Here is a 17,301-nt window from a genome sequence, read left to right on the forward strand (position 1 = left end):
CTTAAGGGTTTTCGAAAGAATCCTCGAAGATAAGCACGCCGCCGCTGCCCGCCGTTGCGGGCTGCAGGCACCAGGTATCAAGTGTGCCTGTGTCAAGCGCGGCGTTATCGCTGACCGTCAGCACCCAGTTGCCGGCAGCCGACTCTCCGTTAAAGGTAGTGAGTGGCTCCTGCGGCGAGACGCTACCGGCAATCGCCGGCGACGCATCACAAACATCCTCGACGGGTCGCGTGGCGCTGTCGCTGAACACGGCGTCGATATTGTCGTTGGCGCAGCCGACGAGCGACGGCGGGATCCCGGGGCGGTCCATGAGCGTGATGCTGGTGCCCGTGCTTTCGTTGCGCAGACTGATGATCAGGTCACCGACGAAGCTGTGGCTGATCTCAACCGTGGTCTGAAGCTCTATCAGCGACCCGCCCGTGGGAATGTTAAGCGTGCTGCTGGCGCCGCCGGGCGAATTGTCGGGAATCGTCAGGTTTGGGCTAACGCATACCAGCCCGCCCTGATTAACGTTGATCTGCACCGTCGCACTGCTGCAGCGCTGCGGGCTGCCGTCATCACACACGCTGTAGACAAAGCTGTCGTTCGAGGACAGCGACCCATCGTGGGTATAGCTGAAACTGCCGTTGCCGTTGAGGGTGACCGAACCTGAGCTGGGGCCGCTGAGCGGCGTCGGCTGGAGGGTCAGATTTCCACCCTCGGGATCTGAGTCGTTGGCGAGCAGGGATGTCTGGCCTCCGTTTAGTGTCGTCGTCGTCGCTCCCGCATCAACGGTGGTAGCGTCGTTTACGGCGATCGGCGCCTGGTTGGCGCTGCCGGAGAGCTGCAGCAGAAACGTGCCCCGACCGAGCGTAAACGCCGCCAAGCGATTGGCGTTGAGATCGTAGTCGAGATCAAAGACCGGCGAGTTCGGCAGCTCGGTGCCAGACTGCGCCCAGTCGCTGAAGCCGCCGCCGCTGGTGGATAGGTAGACGCCGCGGTCGGTGCCGACCGCCAGGACGTCGCCGCCCGGCGTTTCCATGAATTCTAGCGACCGCAGCGATCCAGGCGAAAACAGGGTTAGCAGGTTCCCGGTGATGTTGTTGAACGTGCCGTTGTCCCCGTCGTCGGTGCTGCGCAGAACGCGGCCCAGTTCCAGCACAAACACCTGGCTGGCGTCGGAGGGGTCGATCACCACCGCCTGCAGCTGATTCCCGTCGCTGCTCGAATAAACCGACGCCAGGCTGTCGCCGGAATTTTCTCGTCGATAGAGCTGGTTGTCGCTGGCGGCAACAAACAAGAGGTCAGCATTACCGCTAGCCCCGTAGGCCAGGGAGCGCCTACCACCCTGGGATGCCTGGATACCGGTCGGGAGAAGTTCCGTGACCGTATCTCCCTGATCCAGTGACTCGTAAACGGAGTTTGATCCGCCGATTACCAGCCGCCCGCCAACCACCCGATTGACCGCCAGCGGCGTTACAAACTGGCCCTCAAGCTGCGCACCACCCGCGAGTGGAGTCAGCGCCAGCTGCGTCTGGCCGAGAAAATTACCGCTCGCATCATAGGTGAGTCGACGCGCACCGCCGAAGTTCTGGGAGCTCGCGTAGCGCACGCTGTTCCCGGAGTTTGCTAGATAATCAATCTCTATATCGCCGCCGTCGCCGCCGCCAAACGACCGCCAAATCACAGAATTCAGGGCCTGTTGACGGGTTGACCCATTGTCCTGATTTCCGCTCACAGAGATGGCGGACAGCCGGTCAAAGTTGCCGCTGTGCTGTTCGGTCACCTGCATATTGCCATTGACGTCTACCCAGACACCGGTGCTGCTGCGCGGCGCTATGCGCCGGTAGATACCACCATCGTCCACCTCCAGCAGGTTGCCATTGGCGTCGAAAGCCATGTCGCGAGAGTCCGGATGGGGTGCCGTGCCGTTGGCGTTGTTGCAGCTGGTCGCCGCCACCCCGTCAGGGTCTGAAAAATCGTGCGTGATCGGTGTCCACACGTTGGCCGGCGATTGGCTCGCATCACCGCGAAACAGCCGGCCGGCGAACGAGCAGGCACCGACGGAGTTGGGGTTAGAGAAGTTGCCGGTCTCGTCGTTGCCGAAGGGTTGGCGATCGCCGCCAACATAAACCAGGTTATCATTGGTCGGATCGGCAGCCAGCGACGCATGCAGTCCACCCTGCCGGCCGGGATTCACGCCAAAGGTTCCGGCGCCCTCCACCGTCTCGGGTATGCCAAGGTCTTGCCAGGTGCCGGACCCCGCGGGCAGCCGAAACACGCCGGCCAGTTCGCCTGACGCCACCACCGACAAAAACACGGTGCCGGTTGGGGCCACGGCCAGCTCGAAGTGTGAACCCCCGCTGTCGATCACATTGGTGATAATGGGTGCGGTAATGTCGGTCCAGGTGGCGCCGGTATCGGTACTGCGAAAGACCCCGTTTCCGGTGCCACAGCCGCCGTTGAAGTCGATGATGGTGGCGTAGAACACCGCGTTATTCGTTGGGTCTTCTGCCAGCGCGGCCACCCGACTGCCAAACAGCTCGTTGGTGACGAGATTCCAGGTTGCCCCGGTGTCGATAGAGCGGAACAGGCCGATACCGCCCCCCGGTCCACAGCTGAAGGCATCGTCAGCGTCGCTAGCGGCCAGCAGCACGTTGCCGCGAGCCGCCACCTTGGCGATGTTGCGCCCCTGCATCACGTTGCCCAGCGGCGTCCAGGTGGTACCGCCGTTGGTGGTGCGGATCACGCCCGATCGCGAGCCGCCCCGGCCGCCGAAGGCGCTGAACCGGCCATAGCCGGCGATCAAAGTCTGTCTGGTGGCGTCGGTTGGGTCGAAAGCGATATCACCCACGGAACCCGTAAGCTGGCCGTCCGTCTGCTGCGTCCACTGGGGTACCAATGCGGTTGCGTTTCCCGTCCGCCACACGCCGCCATTGACGCTGCCGACATAGATGATGTCCGGATTGGTGGGGTGCGGAGCCACCGCGTGAATCGCCCCACTCGCCGGACTGTTGGTGCCGACGTTATCCACGTTGTTGCCGCCGGTGGGCGCCTCGATCGGCGCTGGACCCAGCGGGATCCAAATCCCGACGCTCCCCTTTTGTTCACCGCTTCTTTCGTTACCGAACGCCGCGGCCGAAACCAAGGCTACCGTGAGTATCACTGCAGGGGGTTTTTTCATCGCTGGCTTCAGCCCGTAACGGTCACTCACAGTCTATACTAGGCAGGTCCGAAGCGGCAGGTGACGCAAAAATGCTGAGCAAAAAGGTTCTGACTCTGGCGGCAGCAAGCCTATTTTCCACGGGAGGCGCGGTGGCCAACGACGCGTTGACGCTCGGCGACGGCCTGCTTGTGGACGCGGCTAATGGCCAGGTCGTATTGATGCGCGAAGGTGGAGGTCTCGAGCAGGTCAATATCGCCTCGGGCAAAGCAAGCTGGGTGAGCGATGCCGCCGATCGGCCCGTGATGCTGCTCGGTGGAGAGCTGACCGCCCAGGTCGACACCTCCATCCCCGGCCGCATGGACCTCAGGCTGTTGGACGCCAACTCCGGCACTGAGAAAAGCGCGTTTGCGGTCGAACTGCCGGCTGACGTCCGACCGTCAATCGACGACGGTCTTGGCCAGACCTTCACGATGCGGCCGTCCAGCGGCAGCAAAGCCGGGCTCGTATGGCGCTACGAAAAGCGCCTGGTCCAGGGCGCCTTTATGGCCGACGCACCTAAACCCACCCGGCACACGGGCCTGCTGAGCCCCGAGTCAGGAAGCTGGAAAAATCGGCCGATTAGTGACGCGGAAAGCCGCAAGGCTCAGGAGGCCCTGGCGGCGACCCAGCCAAACCGACCCATTGCGGGCGTGGAGGGCCGGCAGTTTTCTGCCGTCAACGGTTCGCACGTGCTGGTCAGTCTGCATCAGCCCGAACAGCAGCTGCCGTATCGTTGGCAGGTATTTGACGCCGCGGGAAATCCGCTCGGCGAAACCCGCAGCCGTATGTCTTTTTCGCCGTTTGTCGTGCTCGACGGAACCCTTCTGTACGTGTCGCAGCCGTACAGCGAGCGGCAAGGCGACGGTGTTATGCGTGGCGAAGGGCTGACCCTGCGGGCGATGGACCTGACTACCGGCAAGCAGCGGTGGCAAAAGACAATCCGCGACACGCGCTACACCGGTCCCTATCCCACCTGATTGCGCGGCAACGCCAAATGGTGACAACCGACCACAATCAAGTACAATGCGCGGCCTTGATCGGAGCGTAGCGCAGCCTGGTAGCGCACCACAATGGGGTTGTGGGGGTCGGGAGTTCGAATCTCCCCGCTCCGACCAAGTTTTAAAAGGGGCAGGTAACTCTTTCTTTCTTAAGAGTTACCTGCCCCTTTTTCTTTTGACGCAGAGAATAGGGGGGCTTATGTGCTCGCGCGCGCAATGCCTGATGCTGTTGGCCGCGGCAACGCTGCTCGGCTGTACCTCCCAGGAGCCGGAAACCGCTTACGACACAATCATCGTCAACGGCCAAATCTATGACGGAACCGGCGCCGCCCCGATTCAAGCGGATCTCGCGTTCACCGACGACCGCATCGTGGCGATCGGTGACCTGGACGAAACCCAGGCCAAAACCGTCATCGACGCAGCGGGCAAAGCCGTCGCCCCCGGCTTTATCAACATGCTCAGCTGGGCCACCGAGAGCCTGATCGAAGATGGCCGCGCGCTCTCTGATATCCGCCAAGGCGTCACGCTCGAGATTTTGGGCGAAGGATGGTCGATGGGTCCGCTCAACCCACAAATGAAAGCCGACGCGCTCGCGCAACAGTGGGACATTAAATACGCAATCGATTGGACAACGCTGGGAGAATACCTGGAGTTCCTTGAACAGCGGGGGGTGTCGCCAAACGTCGCCTCGTTTGTGGGTGCCACAACGGTTCGGGTTCACGAACTGGGCGAAGAAGATCGGGCCCCGACGGATGCTGAGCTTAAGCGAATGCAGCAACTGGTTCGAGACGCCATGCGCGAGGGCGCTATGGGCGTTAGCACGGCATTGATCTACGCGCCCGCGTTTTACGCCCAGACGCCCGAACTGATTGCGCTGACGGCTGCCGCCGCCCAATTTGGGGGGGGTTATGTCACCCACCTCCGCTCAGAAGGCAACGGGCTCTTGGAGGGCATCGATGAAGTGCTGGAAATCGCTGAGGCCACCGGGTCCGCCGTCGAAATCTATCATTTGAAAGCCGCTGGTGAGTCGAACTGGCCCAAGATGGCAACCGTCATCGAAACGATCGAGACGGCACGCGCGGCCGGCGTCAACATTCGGGCCAACATGTATACCTACACCGCAGGTGCAACGGGCCTGGACGCCGCGATGCCGCCATGGGTGCAGGAGGGAGGGCACGACGCCTGGGTTGAACGCCTCAAGGATCCTGCCATCCGCGCCCGGGTTCTGACGGAAATCGAGACGCCGACAAATGATTGGGAAAACCTCTACCTCGCGGCCGGCGACCCTTCGCGCCTGCTCTTCTCCGCTTTTAAGAACGAGGCGCTCAAGCCACTGACCGGGATGACCCTGGCGGAGGTTTCGGCGCAGCGCGGGACCAGCCCGGCCGACACGATGATCGATCTGGTCATCGAGGACAACAGCCGGGTCGGCACCGTCTATTTCCTGATGTCAGAGGAAAACGTCGCGACGCAGGTAGCGCTGCCCTGGGTCAGCTTTGGCTCGGACGCGGAAGCACCTGCGCCCGAAGGTATCTTCCTAGAATCTGGCGTACATCCAAGGGCTTACGGAAACTTTGTGAGAGTACTTGGGAAGTATGTGCGTGAGGAACGCGTGATCAGCCTGGAGGAGGCGGTCCGCAAGCTGACGTCGCTGCCAGCGGAAAACCTGCAGCTGCGCGAGCGAGGAATGCTCAAGCCCGGCTATTTTGCGGACCTGGTGGTTTTTGATCCCGAAACCGTCACCGACCACTCAACTTTCGATGAGCCCCACCAGCTATCCACGGGTGTGACCGACGTTTGGGTCAACGGTACTCAGGTACTCAAGAACAGCGAACACACCGGCGAGACGCCTGGGCGAGTGGTAAGGGGGCCCGGCTGGGACGGCTGGACGGAGTAAACTCTTGCGGGAAAGCTGGGCCCGCGTCGCGCTAGCGCTTGAGAATCTGCAGGACTTCTTCGAGCTCGCCGCGAATCTGGCGAATAATCTGGTGTGAGCGGCTGACGTCGCTTTTGGCTTGATCGCCCTCCAGCCGCTGGCGCGCGCCGGTGATCGTGAAACCCTGCTCGTACAGGAGGCTCCGGATTTGGCGAATCATGATGACGTCGTGGCGCTGGTAGTACCGCCGGTTGCCGCGACGCTTAACCGGTTTCAGGTGAGGAAATTCCTGCTCCCAGTATCGCAGCACGTGGGGCTTGACCCCACAAAGATCGCTGACCTCGCCGATGGTGAAGTAGCGCTTGGCCGGAATGGCCGGCAGTTCGTTGTTACTGCCCGGATCCAGCATAAGCTTCAACTCTCGACTTTAGTTTTTGTCCCGGCCTGAAGGTCACCACAGTCCGGGCAGAAATCGGGATTTCTTCCCCGGTCTTGGGGTTTCGCCCCGGCCGTTCGTTTTTTCTACGGAGATCGAAGTTTCCGAAGCCCGACAGCTTCACCTGCTCGCCGTCCTCCAGTGAGGTCCGGACGGTTTCGAAAAACGCGTCGACAAATTCTTTTGCCTCACGCTTGTTCAGTCCCACTTCTTCAAACAGCCTTTCGGCCAGATCCGCTTTAGTCAGCGCCATCCCTACCCTCGCAACTCCGCGCCCAATTGATCATGCAAGCGGGTAATTACCGTACTCATGACCCCATCGACCGTCTCATCGGTCAATGTCGTATCTTGATCTTGCATTACCAGCCCGAAGGACAGACTGCGCTGGCTAGCGTCGATTCCCTTACCCGTATATTCGTCAAAAACCACAAGACTTGTCAATAAGTTACCCACGGTTTCTTCAACAATTTGTTGAATCGACCGCCAGTTGACACTTTTATTCACAACCACATTGAGATCTCGACGGATCGACGGGTACCGAGACACAGGCAGCGCTTTAGGCACCCTTCCGCCCACGATCGCTGCAAGATCGACCTCAAACGCCACCACAGGGCCCCGACAGTCGGCTTTTTTCTGCCAGTTCGGGTGGAGCGTTCCAACCCAGCCAACGGGGTCGCCGTCGCGCAAAACCTCCGCCTGCTGCCCGGGATGGAGCCAGGCTCGATTCCCGACCTCATACGAAAATTCTCCCGCTAACCCGGACAGAGCAATCAGCCCCTGGAGCCAACCCTTGACGTCAAAAAAGTCGAGGGTTTGTTCAGACTCCAGCCACTGTTCCGGATCACGACGCCCGGCAGCAACCACCGCAATACGATCTCGCTCCCTGACCGACCCGTCGGCTTCGGGCAGGAAACAGCGTCCCGTTTCGAAAAGCGCTACCCGATTCTGCTGGCGTTTCTGGTTGTGCTCCAGGGCCTTGAGCAGGCCTGGAATCAGGCTGGTGCGCATGGCAGACATCTCCCGCGAAAGCGGATTGGCCAGCATCAGCGGGTGGTCGACGCCCATCGGCAGGAGTTCGTCCGGAGACCGAAAGCTGTAGGACACAACCTCGCTGACGCCCGCCTCGTTCAACACCTGAGCAATTCGGGCCAAAGGAACCTGCGCTTCGGGGATGGATACCGGCGGCAGGTCACCGCCCGGTATCGCCTCGTTCAAACGGTCATAGCCGTAGACGCGAGCCACCTCTTCGATCAGGTCGACTTCCAGCTCGATGTCAAAACGCCGTCCGGGAGGCGTTACCTCCCAGCCGCCTTCGACCGTTTTCACGGCCATACCGAGATCGGAAAACGTTCGGCTGACCTGTGCGTCATCCACGGTCAAACCGACAAGCCGGTCGAGCCGTCTTCGGCGCAGCGTGACCGGAGGACGCGTCGGTATTTCGGCCTCGCGAACCGCTTCGACGACCGGACCGCAGGCACCGCCCGCAATCTCCAGCAGCAGAGCGGTCGCGCGCTCTATCGCCTGATGCTGTCCCGTCGGGTCGACACCGCGTTCGAAGCGGTGAGCTGCGTCGGAGTGCACCCCCAGATCGCGGGCTCGGCCGATGATGCTGGCCGGATCGAACCAGGCGGCTTCAAAGAACACGTCGGTGGTATCCGGCGTCACGGCCGACGCCATGCCGCCCATCAGCCCAGCCAGCGCCACCGGCTCATCACCATCGGTGATCACCAGCAGCTTTTCGGTGAGGTCGACGTCCGTACCGTCGAGGAGCTTGAGCGCCTCGCCCTGCCTCGCCCGGCGAACCGACACTGGCCCTGAGATCGCGCTGGCGTCAAAAGCGTGCATCGGCTGACCGAGCTCAAGCATCACATAGTTGGTAACGTCGACCACGGGATGGATCGATCGCAGTCCACAGCGACGCAGCTTCTCGACCATCCAGAGGGGCGTTTCGGCCCGGTTGTCGATCCCGCATACCATCCGCCCGAGGTATCGAGGGCATTCATCCGGATGAGTCAGCTCGATCCCTCGTTGCTCATCGAGCGTGGGGGCCACCGGCGCAGCCGTTTTCGGCGTGAACTTGCCACCCGCCAGAGCCGCTACGTCCTGGGCAATTCCGGCGATCGACAGACAGTCCCCCCGGTTTGGCGTCAGATCGATTTCGATGCAGGTGTCGTCCAGCTGCAGCAGCTCAGCCAGCGGCTGACCAGGCGTTGCGTCCGCCGGCAGCTCCATCAGGCCAGCCGCGTCGTCAGCCAGCGCAAGTTCGCTGGCCGAACACAACATCCCCTGGGAGGCGACGCCGCGCAGCTTGGCGGGTTTGATCTTCATGCCAGAAGGCAGCACCGCACCGACAGTGGCCAGTGGCGCAACCAGCCCCGGCCGGGCGTTGGCCGCGCCACAAACAATCGTGACCGGCTGTTCGTCGCCGCAGTCCACCGCACATACCTGCAGCTTATCTGCGTCCGGATGCGGTTGGGTGCCCGTGATCCGAGCCACTACAACGCCATCCAGGGTGGCGCCGGCCGGGCTGACCTCGTCCACCTCCAGACCACCCATGGTGAGCCGCTCAGCCAAAGCGGTGGGGTCGAGGTCTACCTCAACCCACTCTCTCAGCCAGTTCACGCTAAATTTCATGTGTCAGTCCCGCCCTGACTCAGACAAACTGATTCAGCAGCTTCAGATCGTTGTCGAACAGCTCGCGCAGATCGCGGATTCCGTACCGCAGCATCGCAAACCGCTCCACCCCCATCCCAAAGGCGTACCCGGTATAGCGGTCGGGGTCGATTCCACCGGCCTTGAGCACGTTGGGGTGAACCATCCCGCAGCCGAGCACCTCCAGCCAGCGCGGCTCGCTACCGTCCCCCTGATCCCAGAGCACGTCCAGCTCAGCCGACGGCTCGGTAAAGGGGAAGTAAGACGGCCGAAACCGGATCGGCAGATCGCGCTCAAAGAACGCATTGGCGAAGCTGTGGAGATCACCTTTCAGGTTCGCCATCGAGACGTTTTCGCCCACCAGCAGACCTTCCACCTGATGGAACATCGGTGAGTGTGTTTGATCAGAGTCGCTGCGGTAAACCTTGCCCGGTGCAATCACCCGTATCGGGGGTTCCATTCGCTGCATCGCCCGAATCTGTACCGGTGAGGTGTGCGTGCGCAGCAGCCTGCCGTCCGCGAAGTAAAAGGTGTCGTGCATGGCCCGGGCCGGGTGATGAGCCGGGAAATTGAGCGCTTCGAAGTTGTAGTAGTCATCCTCAACTTCGGGCCCGTCTGCCACCTCAAAGCCCATCTGGGCCAGCACCGCGGTGATCCGGTTGAGGGTTCGGGTGACGGGGTGGAGTGTCCCGACAGCGCCTTGGCGACCCGGCATGGTCACGTCGACTTTTTCGGCCGCGAGCTGGGCCTCCAGCGCCGCCGTCGCTAGCGCCTCGCGTCGTGCGTTTAACGCCTGCTGTAGTTCGCCCTTGGCCCGGTTGATCGCTTGGCCGCGTTCCCTTCGTTCCTCGGGCGCCGCCTTACCCAGCGACTTGAGCAGTCCGGTCAAACTGCCCGACTTGCCCAGGAAAGCCACCCGCACCGCGTCAAGCTGAGCTTCATCAGCAGCAGCGGCTACCTGTGACTGGGCGTCGCCCAGCAGTTCAGAGAGTTCTTCCACGGAGATGGATTCTGATCCCGCGGCTCAGGCCGCGGGATCAGGCCTGATCAGGCGCTGAGAACGGCTTTGGCTTTTTCCGCCACGGCGGCAAAAGCGGCTTTGTCACGCACCGCCATGTCGGCCAGCACCTTGCGGTCCAGGCTGATGTTGGCGCGCTTCAGGCCATTCATGAACCGGCTGTAGGACAAGCCACACTCACGCGCCGCTGCATTGATCCGGACGATCCACAGCGCGCGGAATTCGCGCTTGCGCACCCGCCGATCGCGGTAGGCATATTGAGCGGCTTTGGTGACCGCCTGATAGGCAACACGATAGACCTTACGCCGGGCGTTATAGTAGCCCTTGGCCTGCTTCAGTACTTTCTTGTGTCGCCGCCGAGCGACAACACCGCGCTTTACTCTAGCCATTGCTCACACTCCTCAGGCGTACGGAAGCATGCGCTTCACGGATTTTACGTCGGCGGCGTCCACCTGGGTGGTGCCGCGCAGGTTGCGCTTACGCTTCTGACTCATTTTGGTCAGGATGTGTGAGGTGAACGCGTGTCCACGCTTGAAGCCGGAAGCCGTCTTCTTGAAGCGTTTTGCCGCGCCACGATTCGTTTTCATCTTTGGCATGGGTCTTCTCCATTTTTCATTTATTTGACGTCGACAAGTGGCCCAAAGGCGCTTTCTGTCCGTACTCGCCGCCGCGTATAGTCCCTCGCGGGATGCTTTTTGCCGCCGGCCCATGGGGCCGGTGAGGCTAGTTCTTGCTGTCGCCTGGCCTAACGGCCCAGAAACAAAATGGCGACAAATCCAGCTGCCGCCATTTTCCGGCCCGAGGGCCTGCAAAGTGTGAAGGCTGGCGACAGCCTGAAGTGCAGGCTCGCCGTCAGCGTCTCTGCAATTTCTTAAGTTTTCGGCGGTGAGAGCATCATCACCATGACCCGGCCTTCCATCGACGGCCGCTGTTCCACCACCACTTCGTCGGTCAAGTCCTCTTCAATCCGCTGCAGCAGCTTGGTTCCAAGCTCCTGGTGGGCCATCTCCCGACCCCGGAATCGCAGACTGACTTTGACCTTATCGCCCTGTTCAATGAAGCGCCGCAGGTTCCGCATCTTGACCTGATAGTCGGCTTCTTCGGTCCCCGGCCGGAATTTAATTTCCTTCACCTGGGTCTGTTTTTGTTTCTTCTTGGCCGCCTGCGCCTTCTTGGACATCTCAAAACGGTATTTACCGTAGTCCATGATGCGGCACACGGGCGGTTCGGCGTTGGGCACTACCTCTACGAGATCCAGCCCGGCCTCCTTGGCCAGCGCCTGGGCTTCTTCGATGGACTTGATGCCCACCTGTTCACCGTCCTCTGCAATGACTCGCACTTCCGGGGCGATGATTTTCTCGTTACGCCGAGTCTGTTTATGTTGGGCGATTAGCTATTCCTCCAAATGGCGCGGCTCCGGCCGCGTTACTCAGTGTCTTTCTCAAGCCCCGTACCGCGGGCATCTACTTGCTCTTTCAACAACGCGCAGAACTGCTCTAGGGGCATCGCTCCCAGGTCAGTTCCATCTCGCTGGCGGACGGCAACGGCGCCGTTCTCCACCTCGCGGTCGCCGATGACCAACAGATAAGGCACCTTCTGCAAAGTGCGCTCGCGGATTTTAAAGCCGATTTTTTCGTTTCTCAAGTCACTTTCGACCCGAAACCCTTGTGATTCAAGGGTTTTTATGACCTTTTCGCAATATTCTGCCTGCCGGTCCGTAATATTCATCACCACGGCCTGCAGCGGACTCAGCCAGACCGGCATGGCGCCGGCATATTGCTCAATCAAAATCCCGATAAACCGCTCCATCGAGCCGAGGATCGCGCGGTGGAGCATTACCGGCACCACCCGCTCGCTGGACTCGTCGATGTAGTAGGCCCCCAACCGGTCAGGCATCGAGAAATCCACCTGCATGGTGCCGCATTGCCACACGCGATCCAGACAGTCTTTCAGGCTGTACTCGATCTTCGGCCCGTAGAATGCCCCTTCGCCAGGCTGCAGCTCCCAGTTGACACCCTTATCGTTGAGGACAGCTTCGAGCGCGGCCTCGGCTTTGTCCCAGATGGCGTCGTCTCCCACCCGCTGCTCAGGCCGCGTAGAGAGCCGGACGATGATCTCGTCGAAGCCAAAATCGCGGTAGATCGATTCGACGAGGTCATGAGATCGCGCGACCTCCTCCGCGATCTGGTCTTCCGTACAGAAGATGTGGGCATCATCCTGCGTGAAGTTGCGCACGCGCATCAGCCCGTGCAGCGCACCCGACGGCTCGTTGCGGTGGCAGGACCCAAATTCGGCGATGCGCAGCGGCAGGTCGCGATAGCTGTGCAGGTTCCGATTAAACACCTGAACGCCGCCGGGGCAGTTCATCGGCTTCACCGCGTACGTCCGGTTCTCCGACTCGGTCGTAAACATGTGCTCGCGAAACTTGTCCCAATGGCCGGACTTCTCCCACAGCGACCGATCGATAATCTGCGGCGTCTTGATCTCCTGGTAGCCTTCCCGGCGCAGTCGGCCGCGCATATAGCTCTCGACCTCCTGCCAGATCCGCCAGCCGTGATCGTGCCAGAACACCATGCCGGGGGCTTCTTCCTGCATATGAAACAGGTCGAGCTGCGTTCCCAGCCGGCGATGATCTCGCTTGGCCGCTTCTTCCAGCCGGTGGAGATGCGCCTTGAGTTCCTTGGGCGTACCCCAGGCCGTGCCGTAAATCCGCTGCAGCATCTCGTTGTCCGAGTTGCCGCGCCAGTAAGCTCCGGCGAGCTTCGTCAGCTTAAACGCCTTGAGTTTGCCCGTATCGGGAACGTGCGGGCCGCGGCACAGGTCGATGAAGTCTCCCTGGCCGTAAAGCGAGAGCGTTTCGTCACTGGGTATGTCGGCGATGATCTCGGCCTTATATTTTTCCCCCATCTGGGAGAAAAACTCGACCGCTTCGTCCCGGCCCATTTCCTGCCGTGTCACCGGCAACGCCTCTTTGGCAATTCGTGCCATCTCCGCTTCGATTTTCTCCAGGTCATCCTCGCTGAAACCGGGCGGATAGGAAAAGTCGTAGAAGAACCCATCGTCGATCACCGGCCCAATCGTGACCTGCGCCTCCGGAAACAGCCGCTTCACCGCCTGAGCCAAAAGGTGAGCCGTCGAGTGGCGGATCACCTCAAGACCCTCTTCGTCCCGCGCGGTCACAATGGCCAGCTCCGCATCGGTGTCGACGGTATAAGAGGTGTCAACCATCTTGCCGTCTACCCTGCCCGCCAGCGCTGCTTTCGCCAGCCCCGGCCCGATGTCGGAAGCCACGTCCAGCACGCTGACCGGATGGTCAAACTGCCGCTGGCTGCCGTCTGGAAGCGTAATTGTGATCATGATCTTGTCAGTTTCTCTCGCGCACAAAAAAGGGCGCCCAGCGCCCTCTGATACTTCGATCTGGGCGACGGGGGTTTAGTCGACGGTAGTGAGTGTCGATGCCATGAGGGCAGTTTAACCGTTTGGCGGCTCGAATGGGAGTGGTGGGCGATACTGGAGTTGAACCAGTGACCTCCGCCATGTCAAGACGGCGCTCTAACCAACTGAGCTAATCGCCCCCAGGAAGGCGCGGAAAGGTATCACAAAGGTTGGCGGGGGCCAATCGTTTCTTTGTCTTCGTTGCCGGCGACCAGCGGCCCGTTTCCGCTCAGGCGTCGCTGTGAACACGTCCGTGTGCGCTCGGCCTCGCCATCCTTGGCTCGGACGCGCCTGAGCGGAAACGGCCCACTGTTCGCCTGATTTCGTGACTCTTTTGTCGGCGCGCTTTTTTTCCACTAGCTGCCCAGCGTGGCAGCTCGAATGGCCTCGATTTCGTCTCTCACCTTCGCCGCTTCCTCAAACTCCAGGTTGGAGGCGTGCTCGTACATCTGGTTTTCCAGCGCCTTAATCTTCTTGGCGCCCTCTTCCGGCGACAGACCGTCGTAGTTACCGGCGGGTTCAGCCACCCGCTTCGCCCGGCGATCTTTGCCGCGCCCTGGCGTGGGTGCGCTGCTGCGCGCGCCCTCCATAATGTCCGCGATTTTGGTCTGGACCGTCTGCGGCTTGATGCCGTGCGCTTTGTTGTGGGCGACCTGCTTTTCTCGGCGCCGATCGGTTTCGCTCATCGCGGCCTGGATGGAGTTAGTGACCTTGTCGGCGTAGAGAATAGCTTTGCCCCGCACGTTGCGGGCGGCCCGCCCGATGGTCTGGATGAGCGACCCTTCGGAGCGCAGAAAACCCTCTTTGTCGGCATCCAGCACCGCAACCAGCGACACCTCCGGCATGTCCAGGCCCTCTCGCAGCAGGTTGATACCCACCAGCACGTCAAATTCTCCCAGGCGCAGATCGCGGATGATCTCAACCCGTTCCACCGTATCGATGTCGGAATGCAGGTAGCGCACCTTGACCCCGTGATCGATCAGGTAGTCCGTCAGGTTCTCGGCCATCTTTTTGGTCAGCGTGGTGACCAGAACGCGGTCACCCCAGGACGTCCGCTCGTTGATCTCGGACAGCAGATCATCCACCTGCGTGTCGACAGGGCGAATCTCCACCTCCGGGTCCACCAGGCCGGTCGGGCGAACCACCTGCTCCACCACCTCGCCGGAGCGCTCCAGCTCGTACGCCCGCGGCGTAGCCGAGACAAACACCATCCGCGGCGCGCGCGCCTCCCATTCCTCGAAGGTCAGCGGGCGGTTGTCCAGCGCTGAGGGCAGACGGAACCCGTATTCCACGAGGTTCTCCTTGCGCGACCGGTCGCCGCGGAACATCGCGCCGATCTGCGGCACGCCGACATGGCTCTCATCCAGCACCAGCAGCGCGTCAGCCGGAAGGTAGTCGAACAGGGTCGGCGGTGGCGCGCCCGGCTCCCGTCCGGTCAGATGGCGTGAGTAGTTTTCGATCCCCTGGCAGTAGCCCAGCTCATGCATCATCTCCAGATCAAACTGCGTGCGCTGCTCGAGCCGCTGCGCCTCCAGCAGTTTGTGGTTGCCCCGCAGCTGCTCGAGTCGCTCTTTCAGCTCCGCGCGAATCGTGTCGACCGCGTCCAGCACCGTCTGGCGACTGGTGACATAGTGCGACTTTGGATAGACGGTGAGCCGCGGCAGGCGCCGTAGCACCTCCCCGGTCAGCGGGTCGAAGATGGCGAGGTTCTCGACTTCGTCATCGAATAGCTCCACCCGGACTCCTTCCTTGTCCGAATCGGCTGGGAAGATGTCAATGATCTCCCCGCGAGCCCGGTAGGTCCCCCGTCGCAATTCCATATCGTTGCGGGTGTACTGCATCTCCGCCAGTCGTCGAAGAATCGTTCGCTGGTCGATGCGGGTGCCTCGATTCAGGTGTAGCACCATAGAGAAGTATTGCTGGGGGTCACCCAGGCCGTAGATCGCTGACACGGTCGCCACGACGAGTGCGTCCTTTCGCTCCAGCATCGCCTTGGTGGCCGACAGCCGCATTTGCTCGATGTGTTCGTTGATCGACGCATCTTTCTCAATAAAGGTATCGCTCGACGGAATGTAGGCCTCGGGCTGGTAGTAATCGTAATAAGAGACGAAGTATTCCACGGCGTTGTTGGGAAAGAACTCTTTAAACTCTCCGTAAAGCTGCGCTGCGAGCGTTTTGTTAGGCGCCATCACGAGGGTCGGGCGTTGCACCGCCGCAACGACATTGGCCATGGTGTAAGTTTTGCCGGAGCCCGTGACGCCCAGCAGCGTCTGCGCCTGCAGGCCGGACTCGAAGCCCTCGATGAGCCGGCGAATTGCCTCCGGCTGGTCGCCTGCGGGAGCGTAGTTCGACACCAGCTCAAATTTCTTGCTTTCTTCCACCGGATAGACCCTAAAAAACAATGTGCCAGTCTAGCGAACCGAGCGTCATTTTGGCGTGCACTCCATTGCTGCAGCGCAAGCACCTGAAAGCGATTGGCTGTGCTATTTTGCGGATTCCTCGAACGCCGGATTACCACTTTGGACTTAAGCTCCCGAATCGACCGCATTCAGCCCTCCGCCACCATCGCCTTCACGCGCAAAGCGCTGGCCATGAAAGAGGCCGGGCGCCAAGTCATCTCCTTAAGCGCCGGAGAGCCGGACTTTGACACGCCGGATCATATCCTCGACGCCGCTCGGCTGGCGATCGCCGACGGGAAAACCCGCTATACGGCGGTCGACGGCACCGCTGAGCTGAAGCAGGCGATCAGCGACCGGCTGGCCCGCGACGGCATGAGCATTGGAACCGATCAGATTCTGGTAACAAGCGGGGCCAAACAGGCGCTGTTCAACGCGATGCTGGCGCTCCTGAATCCGGGGGACGAAGCGATTGTTCCCGCTCCCTACTGGGTGTCCTATCCCGACATGGTCAGGCTGGGCGATGGCGAGGCGGTGATTGTGCCCTGCCCCGCCGAAAACGGCTTCAAGCTGACCGCCGGCGCGCTCGAAGGCGCGCTGACGACCAAGACCCGAATGCTGATCCTGAACTCCCCGGGTAATCCGACCGGCCGGGCCTACAGCCGAGCGGAATATCAGGCTCTGGGTGAGGTGCTACAGCGCTACCCCCGCGTCTGGATTCTGAGCGACGAGATCTATGACGCCATCTACTGGGGAGACGAGGCCATCACCCCATTCCTCGGTGCGTGTCCCGAGCTGACCGACCGGACGTTGGTGGTCAACGGCGTTTCCAAAGCCTACGCCATGACCGGTTGGCGTATCGGCTATGGCGCCGGGCCGGTGGAGCTGATCACCGCGATGCGCAAGATCCAGGGCCAAAGCACCTCCAACGCCTGCTCAATTTCCCAGGCGGCCGCGGTGGCAGCGCTGAACGGCGACCAGTCGTGCGTGGCGGAGATGACCGCGGCGTATCGCCGACGACACGATCTTATGCTTGCCGGACTCAACGACCTACCCGGCGTGACCTGCCTTCCCGGTGAGGGCGCCTTTTATCTGTTGCCGGACTTCTCGTCAGCCGCGGCCAGGCTTGCGGTGGGCAACGACATCGAGCTGGCAACCCAGATTCTGGAAGAGGCTGAAGTGGCCATGGTTCCGGGCACCCCCTTCGGAGCTCCTGGGCATATCCGGGTGGCCTATGCGACCTCAGACGAACTGCTGAACGAAGCCTTACGCCGGCTGAGCAAGTTTCTTAGCTGACGTGCCCAAA

13 protein-coding genes and 2 tRNA genes are annotated in these 17,301 nt (G+C 61.3%); 4 read left to right on the forward strand and 11 right to left on the reverse strand.

The window, feature by feature from the left end:
- Window position 1 precedes the first annotated feature (1 nt).
- The gene (locus AAF358_07770; protein ID MEM7705433.1) at window positions 2–3,163 is read right to left on the reverse strand and encodes an Ig-like domain-containing protein; all 3,162 of its coding nucleotides are present in this window, start codon (window positions 3,161–3,163) and stop codon (window positions 2–4) included.
- 71 nt (window positions 3,164–3,234) lie between these two features.
- On the opposite strand from AAF358_07770, the gene AAF358_07775 reads away from it, so the two are divergent.
- From AAF358_07775 to AAF358_07785, 3 genes are all read left to right on the forward strand, one after another.
- Window positions 3,235–4,161, forward strand: a complete 927-nt coding sequence (locus AAF358_07775; protein ID MEM7705434.1) for a hypothetical protein — start codon at window positions 3,235–3,237, stop codon at window positions 4,159–4,161.
- A 61-nt stretch (window positions 4,162–4,222) separates the two neighbouring features.
- Window positions 4,223–4,299, forward strand: a tRNA-Pro gene (locus AAF358_07780).
- 106 nt (window positions 4,300–4,405) lie between these two features.
- Entirely contained in the window at window positions 4,406–6,079 is a 1,674-nt protein-coding gene (locus AAF358_07785; GenBank protein MEM7705435.1) for a D-aminoacylase, read from the forward strand.
- 31 nt (window positions 6,080–6,110) lie between these two features.
- Here the strand turns inward: AAF358_07785 and AAF358_07790 are convergent, their stop codons facing one another.
- The 10 genes from AAF358_07790 to uvrB form a co-directional block, all read right to left on the reverse strand.
- The gene (locus AAF358_07790) at window positions 6,111–6,467 is read right to left on the reverse strand and encodes a MerR family transcriptional regulator (GenBank protein ID MEM7705436.1); all 357 of its coding nucleotides are present in this window, start codon (window positions 6,465–6,467) and stop codon (window positions 6,111–6,113) included.
- Window positions 6,448–6,747: an integration host factor subunit alpha gene (locus tag AAF358_07795; GenBank protein MEM7705437.1), complete on the reverse strand. Its 300-nt coding sequence runs from the start codon at window positions 6,745–6,747 to the stop codon at window positions 6,448–6,450. Before AAF358_07795 ends, AAF358_07790 begins: the two co-directional genes overlap by 20 nt.
- A gap of 2 nt (window positions 6,748–6,749) precedes the next feature.
- Window positions 6,750–9,128, reverse strand: coding sequence for a phenylalanine--tRNA ligase subunit beta (pheT, locus tag AAF358_07800; GenBank protein MEM7705438.1), 2,379 nt, complete (start codon window positions 9,126–9,128; stop codon window positions 6,750–6,752).
- A 19-nt stretch (window positions 9,129–9,147) separates the two neighbouring features.
- On the reverse strand, window positions 9,148–10,128 hold the full coding sequence (pheS, locus tag AAF358_07805) for a phenylalanine--tRNA ligase subunit alpha (protein ID MEM7705439.1): 981 nt from the start codon (window positions 10,126–10,128) through the stop codon (window positions 9,148–9,150).
- A gap of 65 nt (window positions 10,129–10,193) precedes the next feature.
- Window positions 10,194–10,553 carry a 50S ribosomal protein L20 gene (rplT, locus tag AAF358_07810; protein MEM7705440.1) on the reverse strand — a complete coding sequence of 120 codons (360 nt, stop codon included), beginning with the start codon at window positions 10,551–10,553 and terminating at the stop codon, window positions 10,194–10,196.
- Between the two features lie 12 nt (window positions 10,554–10,565).
- Window positions 10,566–10,760 carry a 50S ribosomal protein L35 gene (gene rpmI / locus AAF358_07815; protein ID MEM7705441.1) on the reverse strand — a complete coding sequence of 65 codons (195 nt, stop codon included), beginning with the start codon at window positions 10,758–10,760 and terminating at the stop codon, window positions 10,566–10,568.
- A gap of 275 nt (window positions 10,761–11,035) precedes the next feature.
- Window positions 11,036–11,554, reverse strand: a complete 519-nt coding sequence (gene infC, locus AAF358_07820) for a translation initiation factor IF-3 (protein MEM7705442.1) — start codon at window positions 11,552–11,554, stop codon at window positions 11,036–11,038.
- A 35-nt stretch (window positions 11,555–11,589) separates the two neighbouring features.
- Window positions 11,590–13,521 (reverse strand): threonine--tRNA ligase, encoded by a 1,932-nt coding sequence (gene thrS / locus AAF358_07825; GenBank protein ID MEM7705443.1) that lies wholly within the window; start codon window positions 13,519–13,521, stop codon window positions 11,590–11,592.
- Between the two features lie 141 nt (window positions 13,522–13,662).
- Window positions 13,663–13,739: transfer RNA gene (locus tag AAF358_07830), tRNA-Val, on the reverse strand.
- Between the two features lie 216 nt (window positions 13,740–13,955).
- Window positions 13,956–15,980 carry an excinuclease ABC subunit UvrB gene (gene uvrB, locus AAF358_07835; GenBank protein MEM7705444.1) on the reverse strand — a complete coding sequence of 675 codons (2,025 nt, stop codon included), beginning with the start codon at window positions 15,978–15,980 and terminating at the stop codon, window positions 13,956–13,958.
- A gap of 138 nt (window positions 15,981–16,118) precedes the next feature.
- Between uvrB and AAF358_07840 the strand changes: the two genes are divergently transcribed.
- Window positions 16,119–17,291 (forward strand): pyridoxal phosphate-dependent aminotransferase, encoded by a 1,173-nt coding sequence (locus AAF358_07840; GenBank protein MEM7705445.1) that lies wholly within the window; start codon window positions 16,119–16,121, stop codon window positions 17,289–17,291.
- Window positions 17,292–17,301: the final 10 nt, after the last annotated feature.

It is taken from the genome of Pseudomonadota bacterium (assembly GCA_039033415.1).
Lineage (GTDB): Bacteria > Pseudomonadota > Gammaproteobacteria > Xanthomonadales > SZUA-38 > JANQOZ01.

Coding starts and splice junctions, on each gene's coding strand:
- rpmI (MEM7705441.1), bottom strand. CDS start 10,760: ATGCCAAAGATGAAAACGAATCGTGGCGCGGCAAAACGCTTCAAGAAG.
- rplT (MEM7705440.1), bottom strand. CDS start 10,553: ATGGCTAGAGTAAAGCGCGGTGTTGTCGCTCGGCGGCGACACAAGAAA.
- AAF358_07770 (MEM7705433.1), bottom strand. CDS start 3,163: ATGAAAAAACCCCCTGCAGTGATACTCACGGTAGCCTTGGTTTCGGCC.
- AAF358_07790 (MEM7705436.1), bottom strand. CDS start 6,467: ATGCTGGATCCGGGCAGTAACAACGAACTGCCGGCCATTCCGGCCAAG.
- pheT (MEM7705438.1), bottom strand. CDS start 9,128: ATGAAATTTAGCGTGAACTGGCTGAGAGAGTGGGTTGAGGTAGACCTC.
- thrS (MEM7705443.1), bottom strand. CDS start 13,521: ATGATCACAATTACGCTTCCAGACGGCAGCCAGCGGCAGTTTGACCAT.
- AAF358_07775 (MEM7705434.1), top strand. CDS start 3,235: ATGCTGAGCAAAAAGGTTCTGACTCTGGCGGCAGCAAGCCTATTTTCC.
- AAF358_07785 (MEM7705435.1), top strand. CDS start 4,406: ATGCTGTTGGCCGCGGCAACGCTGCTCGGCTGTACCTCCCAGGAGCCG.
- AAF358_07795 (MEM7705437.1), bottom strand. CDS start 6,747: ATGGCGCTGACTAAAGCGGATCTGGCCGAAAGGCTGTTTGAAGAAGTG.